The 17,134-nt window shown below is 71.5% G+C and carries 15 protein-coding genes; 5 read left to right on the top strand and 10 right to left on the bottom strand.

Going from position 1 to position 17,134, the window contains the following annotated elements:
• Positions 1 to 123: 123 nt before the first annotated feature.
• Entirely contained in the window at positions 124 to 1,920 is a 1,797-nt protein-coding gene (locus tag ACIRQY_RS22240; RefSeq protein WP_403928222.1) for an ABC transporter permease/substrate binding protein, read from the bottom strand.
• A complete protein-coding gene (locus ACIRQY_RS22245; protein WP_403928225.1) occupies positions 1,913 to 3,190 on the bottom strand; it encodes a glycine betaine/L-proline ABC transporter ATP-binding protein in 1,278 nt (425 codons plus the stop codon). The genes ACIRQY_RS22240 and ACIRQY_RS22245 overlap by 8 nt, the downstream gene beginning before the upstream one ends.
• Positions 3,191 to 3,670: 480 nt before the next feature.
• Between ACIRQY_RS22245 and ACIRQY_RS22250 the strand changes: the two genes are divergently transcribed.
• Together ACIRQY_RS22250 and ACIRQY_RS22255 are read left to right on the top strand one after the other, a co-directional pair.
• Complete coding sequence (locus ACIRQY_RS22250) at positions 3,671 to 4,576, top strand: 5'-3' exonuclease H3TH domain-containing protein (protein WP_403928292.1); 906 nt, start codon at positions 3,671 to 3,673, stop codon at positions 4,574 to 4,576.
• A 98-nt stretch (positions 4,577 to 4,674) separates the two neighbouring features.
• On the top strand, positions 4,675 to 5,508 hold the full coding sequence (locus tag ACIRQY_RS22255) for a siderophore-interacting protein (RefSeq protein ID WP_403928227.1): 834 nt from the start codon (positions 4,675 to 4,677) through the stop codon (positions 5,506 to 5,508).
• A gap of 408 nt (positions 5,509 to 5,916) precedes the next feature.
• Here the strand turns inward: ACIRQY_RS22255 and ACIRQY_RS22260 are convergent, their stop codons facing one another.
• Complete coding sequence (locus ACIRQY_RS22260; protein WP_403928229.1) at positions 5,917 to 6,549, bottom strand: MerR family transcriptional regulator; 633 nt, start codon at positions 6,547 to 6,549, stop codon at positions 5,917 to 5,919.
• A gap of 119 nt (positions 6,550 to 6,668) precedes the next feature.
• Here ACIRQY_RS22260 and ACIRQY_RS22265 point away from each other — a divergent pair, with 119 nt between their 5' ends.
• From ACIRQY_RS22265 to ACIRQY_RS22275, 3 genes are read left to right on the top strand one after another with little or no spacing between them, the layout of a single operon-like run.
• Positions 6,669 to 7,640: a hypothetical protein gene (locus tag ACIRQY_RS22265; protein ID WP_403928231.1), complete on the top strand. Its 972-nt coding sequence runs from the start codon at positions 6,669 to 6,671 to the stop codon at positions 7,638 to 7,640.
• Positions 7,637 to 8,092, top strand: coding sequence for an ABA4-like family protein (locus tag ACIRQY_RS22270; RefSeq protein ID WP_403928234.1), 456 nt, complete (start codon positions 7,637 to 7,639; stop codon positions 8,090 to 8,092). Before ACIRQY_RS22265 ends, ACIRQY_RS22270 begins: the two co-directional genes overlap by 4 nt.
• Before the next feature lie 4 nt (positions 8,093 to 8,096).
• On the top strand, positions 8,097 to 9,032 hold the full coding sequence (locus ACIRQY_RS22275; protein ID WP_403928237.1) for an ADP-ribosylglycohydrolase family protein: 936 nt from the start codon (positions 8,097 to 8,099) through the stop codon (positions 9,030 to 9,032).
• A 151-nt stretch (positions 9,033 to 9,183) separates the two neighbouring features.
• Here ACIRQY_RS22275 and ACIRQY_RS22280 read toward each other — a convergent pair whose 3' ends face one another.
• The 7 genes from ACIRQY_RS22280 to ACIRQY_RS22310 all read right to left on the bottom strand — a co-directional run bounded on the left by ACIRQY_RS22280 (position 9,184) and on the right by ACIRQY_RS22310 (position 17,004).
• Positions 9,184 to 10,698, bottom strand: coding sequence for a cytochrome P450 (locus tag ACIRQY_RS22280; protein WP_403928239.1), 1,515 nt, complete (start codon positions 10,696 to 10,698; stop codon positions 9,184 to 9,186).
• Between the two features lie 324 nt (positions 10,699 to 11,022).
• On the bottom strand, positions 11,023 to 13,851 hold the full coding sequence (locus tag ACIRQY_RS22285; RefSeq protein WP_351792232.1) for a DEAD/DEAH box helicase: 2,829 nt from the start codon (positions 13,849 to 13,851) through the stop codon (positions 11,023 to 11,025).
• A gap of 44 nt (positions 13,852 to 13,895) precedes the next feature.
• Entirely contained in the window at positions 13,896 to 14,849 is a 954-nt protein-coding gene (locus ACIRQY_RS22290; RefSeq protein WP_403928242.1) for a diacylglycerol kinase, read from the bottom strand.
• A 41-nt stretch (positions 14,850 to 14,890) separates the two neighbouring features.
• Positions 14,891 to 15,793 carry a twin-arginine translocase subunit TatC gene (gene tatC / locus ACIRQY_RS22295; RefSeq protein WP_403928295.1) on the bottom strand — a complete coding sequence of 301 codons (903 nt, stop codon included), beginning with the start codon at positions 15,791 to 15,793 and terminating at the stop codon, positions 14,891 to 14,893.
• 104 nt (positions 15,794 to 15,897) lie between these two features.
• Positions 15,898 to 16,200, bottom strand: a complete 303-nt coding sequence (gene tatA / locus ACIRQY_RS22300) for a Sec-independent protein translocase subunit TatA (protein ID WP_366442365.1) — start codon at positions 16,198 to 16,200, stop codon at positions 15,898 to 15,900.
• A 187-nt stretch (positions 16,201 to 16,387) separates the two neighbouring features.
• The gene (locus tag ACIRQY_RS22305; RefSeq protein WP_351792244.1) at positions 16,388 to 16,585 is read right to left on the bottom strand and encodes a hypothetical protein; all 198 of its coding nucleotides are present in this window, start codon (positions 16,583 to 16,585) and stop codon (positions 16,388 to 16,390) included.
• Positions 16,586 to 16,755: 170 nt separating this feature from the next.
• A complete protein-coding gene (locus ACIRQY_RS22310) occupies positions 16,756 to 17,004 on the bottom strand; it encodes a hypothetical protein (protein ID WP_351792247.1) in 249 nt (82 codons plus the stop codon).
• Positions 17,005 to 17,134 lie beyond the last annotated feature (130 nt).

Genomic DNA, 17,134 nt, shown 5'->3' on the forward strand with positions numbered 1-17,134 from the left:
CGCAGCTTTGGGGCGGGGTTTCGCGTCGTGCCGAAAAGGGGTGGTCGCCGGACACGCTCGGCGACCACCCCTTTTCGGACAGGAACCGCTCCGCGCGACGGCGAGCGGTCCGGCCCGGGGGCGCTACGGAGTGAGCTTCTCCGCGAGGCCCGGTTCGCTGTCGAGCCAGGTGCGGACGGCCTCCTGCTCCTTGCTCTTGCCGGTCTCCTGGATGACGGCTTCGAGGTCGGTGAGCTGCTTCTCGGTCAGCTCGAAGTCCTTGAGCCAGGCCGCGACCTCCGGGTTGTCCCCGGTGAATCCCTTACGGGCGAGGGTGTGGACGCCATCGCCCTCGCCCCAGGTGCCCCGGGGGTCGTCGAGCTTCTTCAGGTCGTGGGCGGAGTAGGCCCAGTGCGGGGACCAGAGGGTGACGACGACCGGTTCCTTGCGCTCGTACGCGCGCTTGAGTTCGGCGAGCATCCCGGGCGTGGAGCCGTCGACGACCTCGTACTCGCCCTCCAGTCCGTACTCCTTGAGCACCTTGTCCTTCAGGATGCCCATCATTCCGGCGCTGGGCTCGATGCCGACGATCCGGCCCTTGAACCGGTCCCCCTTGCCCTTGAGGTCGGCGAGGGAGTCGACGCCGTCGACGTAGGAGGGGACGGCCAGCTCCAGCGACGTGGGCCCGTACCAGGAGCCGAGGTCCTCCAGCTCGTCCTGGTACTTCTCCCAGTACTGCGCGTGGGTGACGGGCAGCCAGGCATCGGTCTGGAAGTCGAGCTGGCCACCGGCCAGACCGGTGTAGAGGGCGCCCGCCTCCAGCTGCTTGGTGTCGACCTCGTAGCCCTTGCGCTCCAGGAGTTCCTTCCAGAGGTACGTGGAGGCGATGCCCTCGTCCCAGGGGATGTATCCGATGCTGATCTTCTTGCCGTCGGCGCCGTTCGGTCCCGTGCCGCCCGCGGGGCCGCCGAAGAGGCTCGTGCCACCGGCGACCAGGGCGAGGACGACGACACCGACGAGCGCGGTGACGGGCTGCGGGCGGTGGGCCCAGAGCTTCGCGCCGGGGCGCCTGGCGCTCGCCGCGGCGCGGGCCCTGGCGGCGGCGCGGCGGCCCAGCGGGGAGACCTGGCGGCCGAGCGCGCCGGTCATCCGGTCCAGGTACATGGCGAGGACGACGATGGAGACGCCCGCCTCGAAGCCGAGGCCGATGTCGACGTTGCCGATGGCCCGGTAGACGGCGCCGCCGAGTCCGCCGCCGCCGACCATGCCCGCGATGACGACCATGGAGAGGCCCAGCATGATGACCTGGTTGACACCGGCCATGATCGTCGGGAGGGCGAGCGGGAGCTGCACGCGCAGCAGCGTGTTGCGCGGGGTGGTGCCGAAGGCCTCGGCGGCCTCGACGAGTTCGCCGTCGACCTGACGGATGCCCAGCTCGGTCATGCGCACGCCCGGGGGCAGCGCGAAGACGATGGTGGCGATGATGCCGGGGACGACGCCGACGCCGAAGAAGATGATGCCGGGGATGAGGTAGACCATCGCGGGCATGGTCTGCATGAAGTCGAGGACGGGCCGCAGGACGGCGCTGACGGTCTTCGAACGGGCCGCCCAGATGCCCAGCGGCACGGCGATGACCAGGGTCACCAGGGTGGCGACGAGCACCAGGGAGAGCGTCGCCATGGCCTCGTCCCAGAGCTGGACCGAGTCGACGAGCACGAAGCCAGCGAAGGCGAGGACACCGGCGGCGAGGCCGCGCAGCCACCAGGCGACGACGGCCAGGATGCCCGCGAAGAGGAGCGGGTGCGGCGCGGAGAGGACGGCGTCGATGCCGTCGTAGAGGCCGGTGACACCGGAGCTGATGGCGTCGAACAGCCAGGAGAACTGGGCCTGGAGCCAGTCGACCGAGCTGTCGACCCACTCTCCGAGGGGGAGCCTAGGCACGGGCGGTCACCTCCTCCTGGTTCCGGGCGTCCCCGGCGGTCGCGGTCCGCCGGGCACCGGACGTGTCGCGGGTGCTCTTCGCGGGACCGGTGCCCTCCGCGGGGCGGGTGTTCTTCGCGATGTCCGCGTTCCTCGCCGGTCCGGTGGGGCTCGTGCGGGCCGGGCGCGGGGACGCGCTCGTCTCCGCGCCCCTGCCCTTACGTGTCAGGGAACCCGTACGGGGACCCGTCGGGATGTCGGCGGCGCCGAGACCGCCCATGACGCCGAGGAGGCGTTCGGTGGGGACGACTCCCAGAACGGCGCCGTCGGCGTCCTCGACGGTCACGGGGTGCGGGGTGCGGGCGGCCACGGCGCACAGGTCGGCGACGAGCGTGTCCGGTCCGACGGGACGGCAGGGGCAGTCGGCGGGGCACTCCGCGGGGACCGCGCCGTCGGCCATGACGGCGGCGGCGGTGAGCACCCGGGAGCGGTCGACGTCCTGGATGAAGGAGGCCACGTAGTCGTCGGCGGGGCGGACGAGGATGTCCTCCGCGGTGCCGAGCTGCACGATCCGGCCGTCCCGCATGACGGCGATGCGGTCACCGAGGCGCATGGCCTCGTTGAGGTCGTGGGTGATGAAGACGATGGTCTTCTTCAGCCGCTGCTGGAGGACGAGCAACTGGTCCTGCATGTCCCGCCGGATGAGCGGGTCGAGCGCGCTGAAGGACTCGTCCATCAGGAGCAGGTCGGCGTCGGTGGCGAGCGCGCGGGCCAGGCCGACCCGCTGCTGCATCCCGCCGGAGAGTTCATCGGGCCAGGACTTCTCCCAGCCGGCCAGACCGCACAGCTCCAGGGCCTCGGTGGCGCGGGTCTCGCGCTCGGCGCGCGGGACGCCCTGCACCTCCAGGCCGTAGGCGGCGTTCTCCAGAACGTTCCGGTGCGGGAACAGAGCGAAGTGCTGGAAAACCATGCTGATCTTGGTGGAGCGGACCGCACGCAGGTCGCGGGGGGACAGTGCGGTCAGATCGCGTCCATCGAAGAGGACCCGGCCCGCGGTGGGTTCGAGCAGGCCGTTGAGCATACGGAGCAGGGTGGACTTGCCCGATCCGGACAGCCCCATCACGACGAAGATCTGGCCGGGCTCGACGGTGAATCCGGCGTCCACGACGGCTGCTGTCGTCCCCTCGGCGCGCAGTTCCTCGCGGTCGGCACCGTCGACGAGCCTGCGGACGGCTTCGTCGGGTCGTCTGCCGAACACCTTGAACAGGTGGTCGGCCTGGAGCCTGGACACATAAACCTCACGGGTAGCGACGAGAACGGCCCGCCACCCCCGCGCGGCCGGGCCGTGGAGCGGGCGGGATCGGCCCGCGGGCCCGTCACGTACGGGGATTCCTTGGTTGAATCCCGTACCGGGTTCCGCTCCGGGCTCGCGCCTGCCCGCCTTCACAGGGCGCAAACGCAAAGGTGATGTGGGTCACTCGGGGGTGAGGGTTCGATGGGAGCAGGGGCCGCAGGCAGGGGTTCAGCGGAAGCGGGGAGCCACAGGCAGGGCGCGGTGGGAGCAGGGGCCACAAGCAAGGGTTCAGCGGAAGCGGGGAGCCACAGGCAGGGCGCGGTGGGAGCGGGGACCGCGGATGGTGGCTCCACGGAAGGCGGGGGCGCCGAGGGAGCAGGGCCCCGGGTCCACGGCGGCACGGGGACCCGCGGCGGCACGGCTCCGGCGTCCGCTGTCGGTCCGCGCCATAAAATAGGGGAGGTGACTCGACGCCTCATGCTCCTCGACACCGCAAGCCTCTACTTCCGCGCCTACTTCGGTGTGCCGGACTCGGTCCGCGCCCCCGACGGCACTCCCGTCAACGCCGTGCGCGGACTGCTCGACTTCATCACCCGGCTCGTCCAGGACCACCGCCCGGACGACCTGGTGGCCTGCTGGGACGACGACTGGCGACCGCAGTGGCGGGTGGACCTGATCCCCTCGTACAAGGCGCACCGGGTCGCCGTCGAGACGGAGACCGGCCCGGACGAGGAGGAGGTCCCGGACACCCTGTCCCCGCAGGTGCCGGTGATCGAGGAGGTCCTCGCGGCACTGGGCATCGCCCGGATCGGGGCGCCCGGGTACGAGGCGGACGACGTGATCGGCACGCTGACCGCGCGCGCCGGGGGGCCCGTGGACATCGTCACCGGCGACCGGGACCTGTTCCAGCTCGTCGACGACGAGCGGGGCGTGCGCGTGCTGTACCCGCGCAAGGGGGTCGGCGACTGCGACCTGGTCGACGCGCGGCTGATCCGCGAGAAGTACGGCGTGGAACCCGACCGGTACGCGGACTTCGCCGCCCTGCGCGGGGACGCCAGCGACGGCCTGCCCGGCGTGAAGGGCATCGGCGAGAAGACCGCGGCCCAGCTGATCACGGAGTACGGAGATCTGGCGGGCGTCCGGGCCGCCGCCGAGGACCGCACGTCGAAGCTGACCCCGGCCAAGCGGCGCGGGATCGTGGAGGCCGCCGCCTATCTGGACGTGGCGCCGACGGTGGTGCGGGTCGCCCGGGACGTACCGCTGCCCGCGTTCGACCCGGCCCTGCCCAAGGCCCCGCACGACCCGGCCGCACTGGACGCGCTGGTGAAGCGCTGGGGGCTGGGCGGGGCGGTGGGACGCCTGCTGCCGGTGCTGGGGCACTGAGCCTCGCGGGGCGCACTGTGGCGACGTAGCCTGGAGATGCTAGCTTAGGCATACCTAAGTCTTAGGCATACCTAAGTGAGTCGAGTCAGGAGGCCCCCGTGGCGGAGCAGCCCCGCAAGGCACCGAAGGCCACCGAAGCGCGCGTGGTGCGCACCGAGCGGATCACCCCGCACATGGTGCGGGTCGTCCTCGGCGGCCCCGGACTCGACGCGTTCGAGATCGGCACCCACACCGACCACTACGTGAAACTGCTGTTCGCCCCCGAGGGGGTCTCCTACCCGGAGCCGTTCGACATGGAGCGGATCCGGGCGGAGTTCCCCCGGGACCAGTGGCCGACCACGCGGACGTACACCGTGCGCGCCTGGGACCAGGTCCACCGGGAACTGACCATCGACTTCGTCGTGCACGGCGACGAGGGCCTCGCCGGCCCGTGGGCCGCGCGGGCGACGGCGGGCGAAACGGTGCGCTTCCTCGGCCCCGGCGGCGGCTACGCCCCGGACCCGGCGGCCGACTGGCACCTCCTCGTGGGCGACGAGAGCGCGCTCCCGGCGATCGGGGTGGCCCTGGAGGCGATGCCCGCCGGTGCGCGGGTCCACGCCTTCGTGGAGATCTCGGACACCGCCGAGGAGCAGAAGTTCGCCACGGAGCACGGCATCCACGTCACCTGGCTGTACCGGGGCGAACGCCCCGCGGGCCAGGCGCTCGTCGAGGCGGTGCGGTCCCTGGACTTCCCTATGGGTGACGTCCACGCCTTTGTACACGGGGAAGCGGGGCTTGTGAAGGAACTCCGCCACCACCTGCGCCTGGAACGCGAGATCCCCCGCGAACGCCTGTCCATCTCGGGCTACTGGCGCCTGGGCAAGTCGGACGAGGCCTGGCGAGCAATCAAGCGCGAGTGGAACGACCAGGTGGAGCAGGAGCAGGAGAACTGACCGGGGAGGGGGCCTCCCCCCTCCCCCTCCCCTTCCCCGCCCACCCACACCCACACCCACACCCACACCCACACCCACACCCACGAGGCTCGCGCACCCCAGGTGGCCGCCCGCCCTGGATCACCCCAGGCGATCCCCGGCCACCCGGCCCACAGCGCTTCACCGCTCCCGGGACACGTCACCCCACCCTTGGGGCACGTCACCCTCGCGGCCCCGCCCCTCCGGGCCACGCCGCCAGCGCACCACTTCCCCGGGGGCCGTAGCCCGCCCCCTCCCTCTGGGCTCCGTCGACTCCCGGGCCCTGACACCCCCGGGGGTCGCTCCCTCCCGCCCTCGGTCGCCCCCTCAGCACCCACCCGCTCAGGGGCGCCCGCTCCTCCTCCTTCTCCTTCCCCTCGGCTCCCGCCGCTAAGTCGCCGGACCGAAGGCGCGGTTGGAGACGTCCATCTGGGCCAGGCGGCGCAGGGCCGAGAAGATCGCGTCGCCGATGACCGTGCCGACGACGACGCTCTCGACGAGTTCCTCGCGTGCGACGTGGTGGGCCACGTAGTCGACATCGGCCCGCGCCACGCCTTCCGCGGCGTCGGCGTAGGCGCCCAGGACTTCGGCGAAGGCTCCGTGTCCGACCTCTTCGAGGGCCGCGAGGGCCGTCGCCAACGACTCGGCTGCCGGGCTGTCCGCATGAGCACGCCAGCCGCGCGCTTCGATGAGGTCGGCGACCGACTTCCGCGCCTCGTCCATGCCGGTACCCGGTTCACGGTCGTAACGCGGCACCATGCGACTGGCCGCCGTGCCGAGCAGCTTGTGCACCGGTTTCTCGACGTCGTCGACGGCGACGATCACCTCCCTGATGGCCGCGACCGACAGGCCGCCCACATCGAGGAGTGCCCGGATCAGGCGGAGGCGCTGTACGTGCGTCTCTCCGTACGAGGCCTGGTTCGGGCTCGTCAGCTCCCCGGCCGGCAGCAGCCCTTCCCGTACATAGAACTTGATCGTCGGCACCGACACCCCGGCCCTACGACTCAACTCTCCGATGCGCAAAGCGTGTTCACCTTTCAGGTCGTGCTCCGGCCTTGCCGACCGGCATCCCCATCATAGATAGTGGCGCTATCAGATAGTGGCAAGTGCCGCTATCCATAGTTTCCCACGGGGGGATCTCTATGCCTTCGCTCGTCCCGGTCACCCGGCTGCACCGGCCACTGACCTGGTTCGCCGCCTCGATGGGCGTCCTCGCCCTCGTCTCCGCCATCGGCATCCTCGTCGACGACCGCGTCCTGGTCGGGGTGCCGATCTGGACCAAACCCTTCAAGTTCTCCGTCTCCTTCATCGCCTACGGGCTCTCGCTGGCCTGGATGCTGTCGCTGCTCCCCCGGGGCCGACGGGTCGGCTGGTGGGCCGGGACGGTGGTGGTCATCGCCGGCACGACCGAGATGGTCCTCATCACCCTCCAGGTGATCCGGGGCACCCAGAGCCACTTCAACCAGGCCACCTCCTTCGACAACGCCGTCTTCCAGTTCATGGGCGCCACCGTCGCCGTACTGTGGCTCAGCGCCCTGGTCATCGCGGTCCTGCTGCTCCGGGCCCGAATACTCGACCGGGCCATGGCCTGGGCCGTCCGCCTCTCCTCCCTGATAGCCCTGGCCGGTGCCGCCGTGGGCTTCCTGATGGTGCAACCGACCCCGGAACAGCTGGCCCGGCCCGACTCCCCCATCGTGGGCGCCCACTCCGTCGGCGTCCCGGACGGCGGACCCTCCATGCCGCTGACCGGCTGGGCCGACACCGGCGGCGACCTGCGGGTGGCGCACTTCTTCGGAATGCACGCGCTGCAACTGCTCCCGCTGCTCCTGATCGTCCTCGCGGCCCTCGCCCCGCGCTTCACCCGCCTCGCCGACGAGCGGGTCCGGCTCCGGCTCACCCTCACGGCGGCGGGCGCCTACACGGCGACCTTCGTCCTGCTGACCTGGCAGGCACTGCGCGGCCAGGCCCTGCTCTCCCCCGACGCCACGACGCTGGCGGCCGCAGTCACGATCGCACTGCTCGGCGCCGCCGCCACCGCCCTCTCGCTCCGGCTGCCGACCGGCACTCCCGCGCCCGCCCCGGCACCCGCCCGCACCGAGGAGATCCCGGCATGACCGGCCCCCTCTTCGACCTGGCCTTCTACCTGGTGGCGCCCGTCTGGCTGCTGATGGTCCTCGCACCGACCTGGCGGATCACCGAACGCGTCGCGGCCTCACCCCTCACCGTCGTACCGATCCTGATTCTCTGGGCGGTCCTCGCCGTACCCGTCCTGCCCGAACTGTGGTCGGCGGTCAGCAGCCCGAACCTCGACGCCTTCCGCGACCTGGCCGCCCTCGGGAACGGCGCCGGGGCGATCTGGGCGCAGATCCTCGCCTGGGACCTGCTGATCGGCCAGTGGATGTACCGCGAGGCCCGCCGCCTCGCCGTCCCTCCCCTCCTCATGTCCCCGCTGCTCCTCCTGACGATCTTCCTCTCCCCTCTCGGCCTCCCCCTCTTCCTGATCGTCCGCGCGGTACGGACGACCAGAAACTCCACGACGCGTCCGTCGGCGGTCCCACTACGCTGACCGGATGCTCAGCACCGACCGCGCCGTGGGCGCCGTCCTCGGCTCGGCCGTGGGCGACGCTCTCGGCGCCCCCTTCGAGTTCGGCCTTCCCGGCGCCTTCCGGGAGCGTTTCCCCGACGGTGCCGGGGAGTTGTGCGGAGGCGGCGGTTGGGAGCCGGGCGAGGCGACGGACGACACACAGATGGCGGTCCTCGTCGGCGAGTCCCTGCTGGAACGCGGCGGCCTCGATCTGCCGGACCTCTTCGCCCGGTTCCGCCGCTGGGCGGCGGCCGACCCCAAGGACATCGGCCTCCTCACCGAACAGGTGCTCCTCGGCGAGGACCCCTGGGACCTGGCGGCCGCCCTGCACTTCCAGGTCAACGGCCGGGGCGCGGGAAACGGCGCCCTGATGCGGGCCTCCACCTCCGCCGTGCGCTTCGCGGCCCACGGACGCGCGGCCACGATGGACGCGGGGCGACGGATCAGTGCCCTGACCCATGGCGACGGCGCCGCCTGGGAGGGAACAGCCGTCCTCCACGAACTGGTCCGTGTCTCCCTGCTCGGCGAGGACCCGCTCACCGCCCTGCCCGCCACCCTCGCCGAAGTCGCACCGGCCCACCGGGAACGCTGGGCGACGGTCCTCGCACCCGACTGGCACCCGGACCGCGCCACCGAGTTCAACGGCGCGGTGTGGCCCTGCCTGGGCTCGGCCGTCTGGGCGCTCCGCACCACCGCCTCCCTGGAGGAGTCCCTGGTGGCGGCGGTGGACCTGGGCGGTGACACCGACACCGTGGCCGCCGTCACCGGGACGCTGGCGGGCGCCGTGTACGGAGCCTCGGCGATCCCCGCCCGCTGGACTTCCTCCCTCCATGTCCCGCTGCCCGGGTTCGACGGCCGGGTACTGCGTGCGGAAGAACTCAGGGCTCTCGCGACGGCGCTGGCGTCCACGTCACCCCGCTGAGCGGCGGTGCCGAACCGAAGCCGCTACCCCCGGACACCACCCGACCGCCCGACCCGGCGCTGCGCCTCCCCTTCCCAGGCCCTCACTCCGAGTCCCCGCCCCAGGCCGTCACCCCCGAATCCTCACCTCCCGGCCAGCACTCCTCCAGGCGTCACGCACGGGCCCGCACCGTCGCCAGCACGTCTCTGTCCGGCTGGAGGGTGAGGCTCGGGACCGGGTGGATCTCGTCGGCCGTGACGTCCAGGTGGTAGCGGCGGGACAGGACCGCGAGGATCAGGACCGCTTCCACCAGGGCGAATCGAGTGCCGAGGCAGACGCGCGGGCCGCCGCCGAAGGGGAACCACGCATACTCGTGCATCTCCTCGGCCGACCCGTCCTCCTTCTCCAGCCAGCGCTCGGGGCGGAACGTCTCGGCGTCGCCGAACCAGCGGGGGTCGCGCTGGGTCACCCACTGGCTGGACCAGACGCGGGTGCCGACCGGCACCGGCATACCGCCCAGGGTGGCTCCCTCCTTCGCCAGGCCCGTGATCAGCCAGATCGTGGGGTAGAGCCGGAGGGTCTCCTTGATGACGGCCTGGGTGTAGGTCAGGGACGCGTAGTCCTCGTACCCCGGTTCATGGTCGGCGAGGACCCGGTCGAGCTCTTCGGTGAGCGCGTCCCGGACATGGGGGTTGCGGGAGAGCAGGTACCAGGCCCAGACCAGGGTGGAGCTGGTGGTCTCGTGACCGGCGACGTAGAGCGTGACGGTCTCGTCGCGGATCTCCTGGTCCGAGAGGGACGAACCGGTCTCGTCGGTGGCCGCCAGGAGACGGCTGAGCAGGTCGTCCCGCTCACTCCTGGCGTCGCGTTGCTGTGAGAGGACACGGGAGACCTCGGCGTCGATCACGGCGGCCGCCCGCTTGATCCGGGCGCGCCCCGGAGTGGGGAACCAGTCGGGGAGCACCGCTCCGATGCCGCTGAACTCGGCCCCGATCTCCTTCTGCGCGATGTCCATGGCACTGCTGATGGCATCGGCGTCCGCAGCGGTGTCGACCCCGAAGATCGTGCGGACCGCGATGAGTTGGGTGAGGGCGGCCATCTCCTTCTTGATGTCCACCCGCTGTCCGCCGGTCCAGCGGTCCGCGAGGGCGACGGCGCACTCGGTCATGGTCGCCGCGTAGGAACGGACCTGCTTGGGCCGGACCGAGGGCTGCACCAGGGAGCGCTTGCGCCGCCAGTCGGCTCCCCTGGAGACGATGACGCCGTCGCCGAGCAGGGTGCGGAAGGCGATGCCGAGGTCCGCCTGGTCGAAGGTGCGCTCGACCTCGGTGAGGAGCTCACCGACGGCGTCGGGGTGGGCGACGAAGAGGCAGGGCTTGCCGCCGAACTGCCAGCGCACGAAGTCGCCCCGGTCCCGGAGCTGTTCGAAGAAGACGAGCGGGTTCCTGCCGAAGGCCGGAAGGTTCCCGAGGAACGGCACGCCGCGCGGCCCGTCGACGACGACCGGGGGCGTCTTCGGCGCCGCCCCGTCCCCCGGAGCCGCCCGCTCCCCCCGAGCCGCCCCGCCCCCCGGAACCGCCCTGCCCTCCGCAGCCGCCGCGCCCTCCGGGGCCGATCCGGCGCCCTCCCCCCGCGATCGCCCCTCGCCCGGTACCCCGGCCTGCGGATGGCCTGCCTGCGTGGTCATGAACGTCCCCTCCCCAACTCGCCGTTCCTGCCGGTGGGTCCATGCAAGCGGAACCGTCCCCCGCCCGCCACCCCTGTGGACAACGGCCTGTGGACAACGTCACCGAAACCCACCCGTACGGAGGAGGCAGCCCCTGCTGGTGGAACGCCTGGTGCCCGTGGCGTGTTCGCCACGGGCACCAGATCGGGGACAGGGGGACAGCAGACGGAGCGACCGCCCCCGGCCAGGAGACGGAGCGACCGCCCCGGACCAGGAGACGGAAGGCCCGTCCCCCGGAAACAGGAACCAGAGAGTCCGCCCTCCGGAGAGAGGACAGCGAGTCCGTCAGCCCACGGAGCTGTAGGCCACGACACCCCTCAGCAGGGAGTCGACCGCCTTGCGGGCGTTCTTGGCGACGGTGCTGTTCTCCCTGGGCGCCGCCGCCGCGATCTGACCGAGGACGTCGATGACCTGCTTGCACCAGCGGACGAAGTCACCGGCGGGCATCTCCGCCTCGCGCAGCACCTCGTCGAGACTCTTGTCGGAGGCCCACTGGTGCGCGGCCCAGGCGAACCCGAGGTCGGGCTCCCGCTGGCCGACCCCCTCCGCCTGATTGATCTTGAACTCCTCTTCGAGGGCGTCGAGTCTGCCCCAGATCCGCACCATCTCACCGAGCGCCGCCTTGGCCGCGCCGCTGGGCAGCTTCGGTGCGACGGCGTCGTCGGACTGGCGTGCCTCGAAGACCAGCGCGGAGGCGCAGGCGGCGAGTTCGGGCGGGGTGAGACCCTCCCAGACACCGTCACGAAGGCATTCGCTGGCCAGCAGATCGAGCTCGCCGTAGAGCCGGGCGAGGCGCTTGCCGTTCTCCGTGACCTCGTTGCCCCGGAGGTAGTCGAGCTCCGTGAGGAGTGCCACGATCCGGTCGAAGGTGCGGGCGATGGTGTTGGTGCGGCCCTCGATGCGCCGTTCCAGCTGCTGGGTGTCGCGCTGGAGCCGGTGGTAGCGCTCCGCCCAGCGGGCGTGGTCCTCGCGCTCGGCGCAGCCGTGGCAGGGGTGGGCACGGATCTCGGTGCGCAGCCGGGCGATCTCGCGGTCGTCGGCGGCCACGGCGCGCTGCTTGTGGTGCCGTCCGGGGTCGATGTGTCCGGCCTTGCTCCGCAGGGCGGAGGCGAGGTCGCGGCGGGACTGCGGGGAGCGCGGGTTGAAGGACTTGGGGACCCTCATCCGCTCCAGGGGCTCGACCGGGACGGGGAAGTCGATGGAGGCGAGCCTCTTGACCTGCCGCTCGGCGGTGAGGACGAGGGGCCGCGGCCCGTCGTGCTGCTCGAAGCCCCGGTGTCCGTTGGTCCGTCCGGCCGGGATGCCGGGGTCGAGGACGAGGGCGAGGCCGGCGAACTTGCCGGTGGGGACGTGGATGATGTCGCCGGGCTTGAGCTTCTCCAGGGAACTCGCGGCCTGGGCGCGGCGCTGGGCGACGCCCTGCCGGGCCAGTTCGGTCTCGCGGTCCTTGAGGTCGCGGCGGAGCCGCGCGTACTCCTCGAAGTCTCCGAGGTGGCAGGTCATGCCTTCGCGGTAGCCCTCGATTCCTTCCTCGTTGCGCTGGACCTGGCGGGAGATGCCGACGACCGAGCGGTCGGCCTGGAACTGGGCGAAGGAGGTTTCGAGGAGTTCTCGGGAGCGGTGCCTGCCGAACTGGTCGACGAGGTTGACCGCCATGTTGTACGAGGGCTTGAAGCTGGAGCGCAGGGGGTAGGTGCGGGTGCCCGCGAGTCCGGCGAGGTGCTCGGGGTCGAGTCCGCGCTGCCAGAGGACGACGGCGTGGCCCTCCACATCGATGCCCCGGCGTCCCGCGCGGCCGGTGAGCTGGGTGTATTCGCCGGGGGTGATGTCGGCGTGCTGCTCGCCGTTCCACTTGACGAGCTTCTCCAGGATGACGGTCCGCGCGGGCATGTTGATGCCGAGGGCGAGCGTCTCGGTGGCGAAGACGGCCTTGACGAGGCCGCGGACGAAGAGGTCCTCGACGACTTCCTTGAAGGTCGGGAGCATCCCCGCGTGGTGGGCGGCGATGCCGCGCTCCAGCGCTTCGAGCCATTCGAAGTAGCCGAGGACGTGGAGGTCCTCGTCGGGAATGGCGGCGGTGCGCTCCTCGACGATCTCCCGCACCCGGCGGCGGCCCTCGTCGTCGTTGAGCCGGAGTCCGGCGTAGAGGCACTGCTGGACGGCGGCCTCGCAGCCCGCGCGGCTGAAGATGAAGGTGATGGCGGGCAGGAGTCCTTCGGCGTCGAGGCGCTCGATGACCTCGGGGCGGCCGGGGGTCCAGATGCGGGAACGCTGGCGGCGCTCGCGCTCCCGGTCGGCTTCGCGGACCATCTTGCCGCGGCGGCGGTCGCGCGGGTTGTACGTGCGCGTGTTCTCGGTGCGGGCGAGGCGGAGAAGGTCGGGGTTGACCTCGCGGCGGGAGGCGCCCCGGCCGCCGTGGTCGGTCTCCTCCTCGAAGAGGTCGTACATCCGGCGTCCGGCGAGGACGTGCTGCCAGAGGGGGACGGGGCGGCTCTCGGAGACGATGACCTCGGTGTCGCCCCGGACGGTGTCGAGCCAGTCGCCGAACTCCTCGGCGTTGGAGACGGTCGCGGAGAGCGAGACGAGCGTCACGGACGCGGGGAGGTGGATGATCACTTCCTCCCAGACGGCGCCGCGGAAGCGGTCGGAGAGGTAGTGGACCTCGTCCATCACGACGTAGCCGAGGCCGGAGAGGGTCTGGGAGCCCGCGTACAGCATGTTGCGGAGGACCTCGGTGGTCATCACCACGATCGGCGCGTCGCCGTTGACGCTGTTGTCTCCGGTGAGCAGGCCGACCTTGTCGTTGCCGTACCGCTTGACGAGGTCGGCGTACTTCTGGTTCGACAGCGCCTTGATGGGGGTCGTGTAGAAGCACTTGCGGCCCTGGGTGAGGGCGAGGTGGACGGCGAACTCGCCGACGATCGTCTTGCCGGAGCCCGTGGGCGCGGCGACGAGTACGCCCTTGCCCGCTTCCAGGGCCTGGCATGCCTCGATCTGGAAGGGGTCCAGACCGAATTCGTACATCTCGCGGAACGGGGCCAGTGCGGTGGCCTGCTCGGCGTTGCGGGCGCGGGCGGCCGCGTACGCCTGGGCGGGTGTGAGGTCCTCTGTCATCTTGTCTTCGAGCCTACCCGCCGCCTCCGACAGTGACGCGATCTTTATCGACGGGAAGCGGAGGGGGTGGTTCGGGGGTGCTGTTCCTGGGGCGGGGCGAGGAGGCGGAGGGCGCCGGGGACGCAGGTCACGGTGAGGGGCAGCGGTCCGAGGGGCTCGCCGTCGGCGTATCCGGTGGTGGCGGGGGCGTCGAGGGTGAGGGAGCGGACCCGGTGGGTGGTGACCTTGGGGTGGCTGAGATGCGTGCCCTTGTAGACGCGGGGGAAGACCTTGATCAGGGTCGTGCGGTCGCAGTCGCCGACGACGGTGACGTCCAGGAGTCCGTCGTCGGTGCGGGCGTCGGCGCAGATCCTCATGCCGCCGCCGTAGGAGGTGCCGTTGCCGACGGCGACGAGGGTGGCCTCGGTGTCGACGACGCGCCCGTCGTCGAGGGTGAGGCGGTACGGGACGGGCCGGAAGGCGGCGAGTTCGGCGAGGATCGCGAGGTCGTACGTGAAGCGTCCGGCGGGTATGCGCATCCGGTTGCCCCGGTCGTTGACACGGGAGTCGAAGCCGGAGGCGAGGACGGTGCCGTACCAGCGGGCGGGGGCGGCCGGTCCCCGCTCGATCAGACCGAGGTCGACGGCCCGGGCGCCGCTGGCGGCGAGAGTGCGGTCGACGACGCGGGCGGCGGCGGCCGGGTCGCCGACGGGCAGTCCGAAGGTGCGGGCGAAGTCGTTGCCGGTGCCCGCGGCGATGATTCCGAGGGGTGTTCCGGTCCCGGCGACGGCCTGGAGCGCGAGGGAGATCATGCCGTCGCCACCGACGGCGACGAGGGCGCCGGTGCCCGCGGCGACGGCTTCGCGGGCGCGTCGCAGGGCGTCGTCGGCGTCGTGCCCGAGGACGGTGCGGACCCGGTGTCCGGCCTCCCTGAGGGCCCTGGCGGCGGGTCCGGCGGCGCGGGCGGCGCGTCCGCGCCCCGCGGTCGGGTTGACGAAGAGCGTGATGTCGCTGGTCATTGGGGGTCCCCCCGGACGGAGTCTGGGGGGACCCTACAAGATCAGGTGATGTCGTCGTAACCGTTCACGCGGTGGGCGGCGCTCCCGCCGTGCGCGCCGGTGGACTGCTCGGGCAGGGCCCGGGGCGCACCGACGGGGTCGATCGATCCGACGGCCTCGGGGGTGAGGTCCAGGGCGGAGGCCTCGTCGTCGTCGAGTTCGGCGTCGGGGTTGCCCCGCCTGCGCCGCCGGTCGTTGAGGAGGGAGAAGCCGACAGCCCCGAAGTAGAGGACCGTGATGGGTCCGGCGAGGGCGATCATGCCGACGGGGTCGGTGGTGGGGGTGATGACAGCGCCGAAGACGAAGACGCCCATGATCACGCCGCGCCACCAGCCGGCCATGCGGCGGCCGCTGAGCACTCCGGTCAGGTTCAGCATCACGAGGACGAGCGGCAGCTCGAAGGCGAGACCGAAGACGAGCACCATGCGCAGGGTGAAGTCGAGGACGTCACCGAGCGAGAGGATGTTCGCGGACCCCTCGGGCGTGAGGCTGATGAGCACCTTCACGCTGATGGGGAGGATGAGGTACGCGAGGTAGGCGCCGGCGGAGAAGAGCGGTACGGCGGCGGCGACGAAGGCGTACGTGTACTTCTTCTCGTTCTTGTGCAGGCCCGGTGCGATGAAGGCCCACAGCTGGTAGAGCCAGACGGGACTGGCGACGACGAGACCGGTCGTCAGGGACAGCTGGATCGTCGTGCTGAAGGGGGCCATCAGCGTGTTGAAGGAGACGATCGCGCAGTTTCCGCCGTTGCTGGTGACGCCCTCCGCGCATTTGGGCACGGTTTTCGTCAGGAACTGCATCAGCTCCTCGCTGTACACGAGGGCGACGATCGTCACCGCTGCGATGGCGAGAAGGCCCTTCGCCAGGCGGTTGCGGAGTTCGCGCAGGTGTTCCACGAGGGGCATCCGGCCCTCGGGATCCTTCTCCTGCTTGCGGGCAGACTTGAGCAACCCACGTCCTCATCTCGTGCGGCAGCCGCCGCACGGTGCGGCGGCCGCGGCGGACCGGGTCAGCGCTTGGTGGTGTCCGACGGCTCGGCCACGGGACGTGCGCTGGTCACGTCGCCGGGGGCGGCCTGGATGGTGCGCGGGGCGCTCTGGTCCTGGGCGGGGGCGGTCGTCCCGGTCGCGGCCTGCGACGGGTCGGCGGGGGCGCTCTGCTGGTCGTCCGACTTCATGGCCTTGGCCTCGCTCTTGAGGATGCGGGCCGACTTGCCCAGCGAGCGGGCCATGTCCGGAAGCTTCTTGGCGCCGAACAGCAGGATGACGACGACGAGGATGAGAATGATCTCGGTGGGGCCGAGCCTACCCATAGCTGTTTACCTTCTTCACCGAGGCGACATGGAGTTGCGGGGCCCGGCGGGTCGGACATGCGTCCGGCCACCGCGCTGCCTGCGATCGTAACCCGCAGGAGTAAACGCGAGGCAATGCCCGTGCATACTCCCGATTGCGGCCCGCGAGCCCGGTGCGGGGCTTCTTCGTGCAGCGTACGGCACGGGCTCAGCGCAGGGATTCGCCGGTTCGGGCGAGTCCGACGGCGGCGGTCTCCAGTTCCTCGGCGGCCCTGGTGATCCGTTCCGTGGTGTGCGCCACTTGGCGGCCTAGGCGCTGGACCTCCAGGAAGACCCGGACGGCGAGGACGCCGAGGACGACGAGGCCGAGGAATCCGAGGGCGATGGCGAGCATGGGCCAGAACATGTGATGAGCCTAGACGCCGACGGTACGGCCGACGGACCGGCCCGGTGTGGAGCTGGGTGCGGCCCGGTGCGGAGCCCGGTGCGATGGTGCGGCCCGGCGGACCGCGACGACCCAGGGGACACAGAGCCCGCCGGACCACCCGGCGGGAGCGGCGCAGCCCGGTGGGACGCTCAGACTCCGGTGTGGAGGCGCAGGGTGCGGACTCCGCCGCCGGTGAGGAGTTCGACGATGCGTTCCCCGGCCGGTTTGCGGACCGGGCTGCCGCATTCGGGGCAGGTGAAGGAGTAGAAGGTGGTGCGGCGGCTCGCGCCGATGGCGAGCCGGATGGCGCTCGCGGCGAGCTCGAAGCGGGAGCGGCAGTCGGGGCAGGCGGCCTTGAAGAGGACCGGGCCCACTGTCGCCGTCATGCCGTGCGTCATGGACGTCTCCCTCGTCTCTCGGCCACCGTGCTCTCGCACCGCTCAGGTGCGTGGTTCCGGTTCACGGGTGGGTGCGTGCGTACGTCGTGCCGGTTCACGCGCGTGCGTGCTGGGGGTTTCGCGCACCGTG

This window comes from Streptomyces sp. NPDC101490 (assembly GCF_044767145.1).
Classification (GTDB): domain Bacteria; phylum Actinomycetota; class Actinomycetes; order Streptomycetales; family Streptomycetaceae; genus Streptomyces.

What these genes read in the sequence shown, in the direction of transcription:
- ACIRQY_RS22250 (WP_403928292.1), top strand. Translation starts at nt 3,671, where the DNA reads ATGCTCCTCGACACCGCAAGCCTCTACTTCCGCGCCTACTTCGGTGTG.
- ACIRQY_RS22265 (WP_403928231.1), top strand. Translation starts at nt 6,669, where the DNA reads ATGCCTTCGCTCGTCCCGGTCACCCGGCTGCACCGGCCACTGACCTGG.
- ACIRQY_RS22270 (WP_403928234.1), top strand. Translation starts at nt 7,637, where the DNA reads ATGACCGGCCCCCTCTTCGACCTGGCCTTCTACCTGGTGGCGCCCGTC.
- ACIRQY_RS22275 (WP_403928237.1), top strand. Translation starts at nt 8,097, where the DNA reads ATGCTCAGCACCGACCGCGCCGTGGGCGCCGTCCTCGGCTCGGCCGTG.
- ACIRQY_RS22280 (WP_403928239.1), bottom strand. Translation starts at nt 10,698, where the DNA reads ATGACCACGCAGGCAGGCCATCCGCAGGCCGGGGTACCGGGCGAGGGG.
- ACIRQY_RS22285 (WP_351792232.1), bottom strand. Translation starts at nt 13,851, where the DNA reads ATGACAGAGGACCTCACACCCGCCCAGGCGTACGCGGCCGCCCGCGCC.
- ACIRQY_RS22290 (WP_403928242.1), bottom strand. Translation starts at nt 14,849, where the DNA reads ATGACCAGCGACATCACGCTCTTCGTCAACCCGACCGCGGGGCGCGGA.
- tatC (WP_403928295.1), bottom strand. Translation starts at nt 15,793, where the DNA reads ATGCCCCTCGTGGAACACCTGCGCGAACTCCGCAACCGCCTGGCGAAG.
- tatA (WP_366442365.1), bottom strand. Translation starts at nt 16,200, where the DNA reads ATGGGTAGGCTCGGCCCCACCGAGATCATTCTCATCCTCGTCGTCGTC.
- ACIRQY_RS22305 (WP_351792244.1), bottom strand. Translation starts at nt 16,585, where the DNA reads ATGTTCTGGCCCATGCTCGCCATCGCCCTCGGATTCCTCGGCCTCGTC.
- ACIRQY_RS22310 (WP_351792247.1), bottom strand. Translation starts at nt 17,004, where the DNA reads ATGACGCACGGCATGACGGCGACAGTGGGCCCGGTCCTCTTCAAGGCC.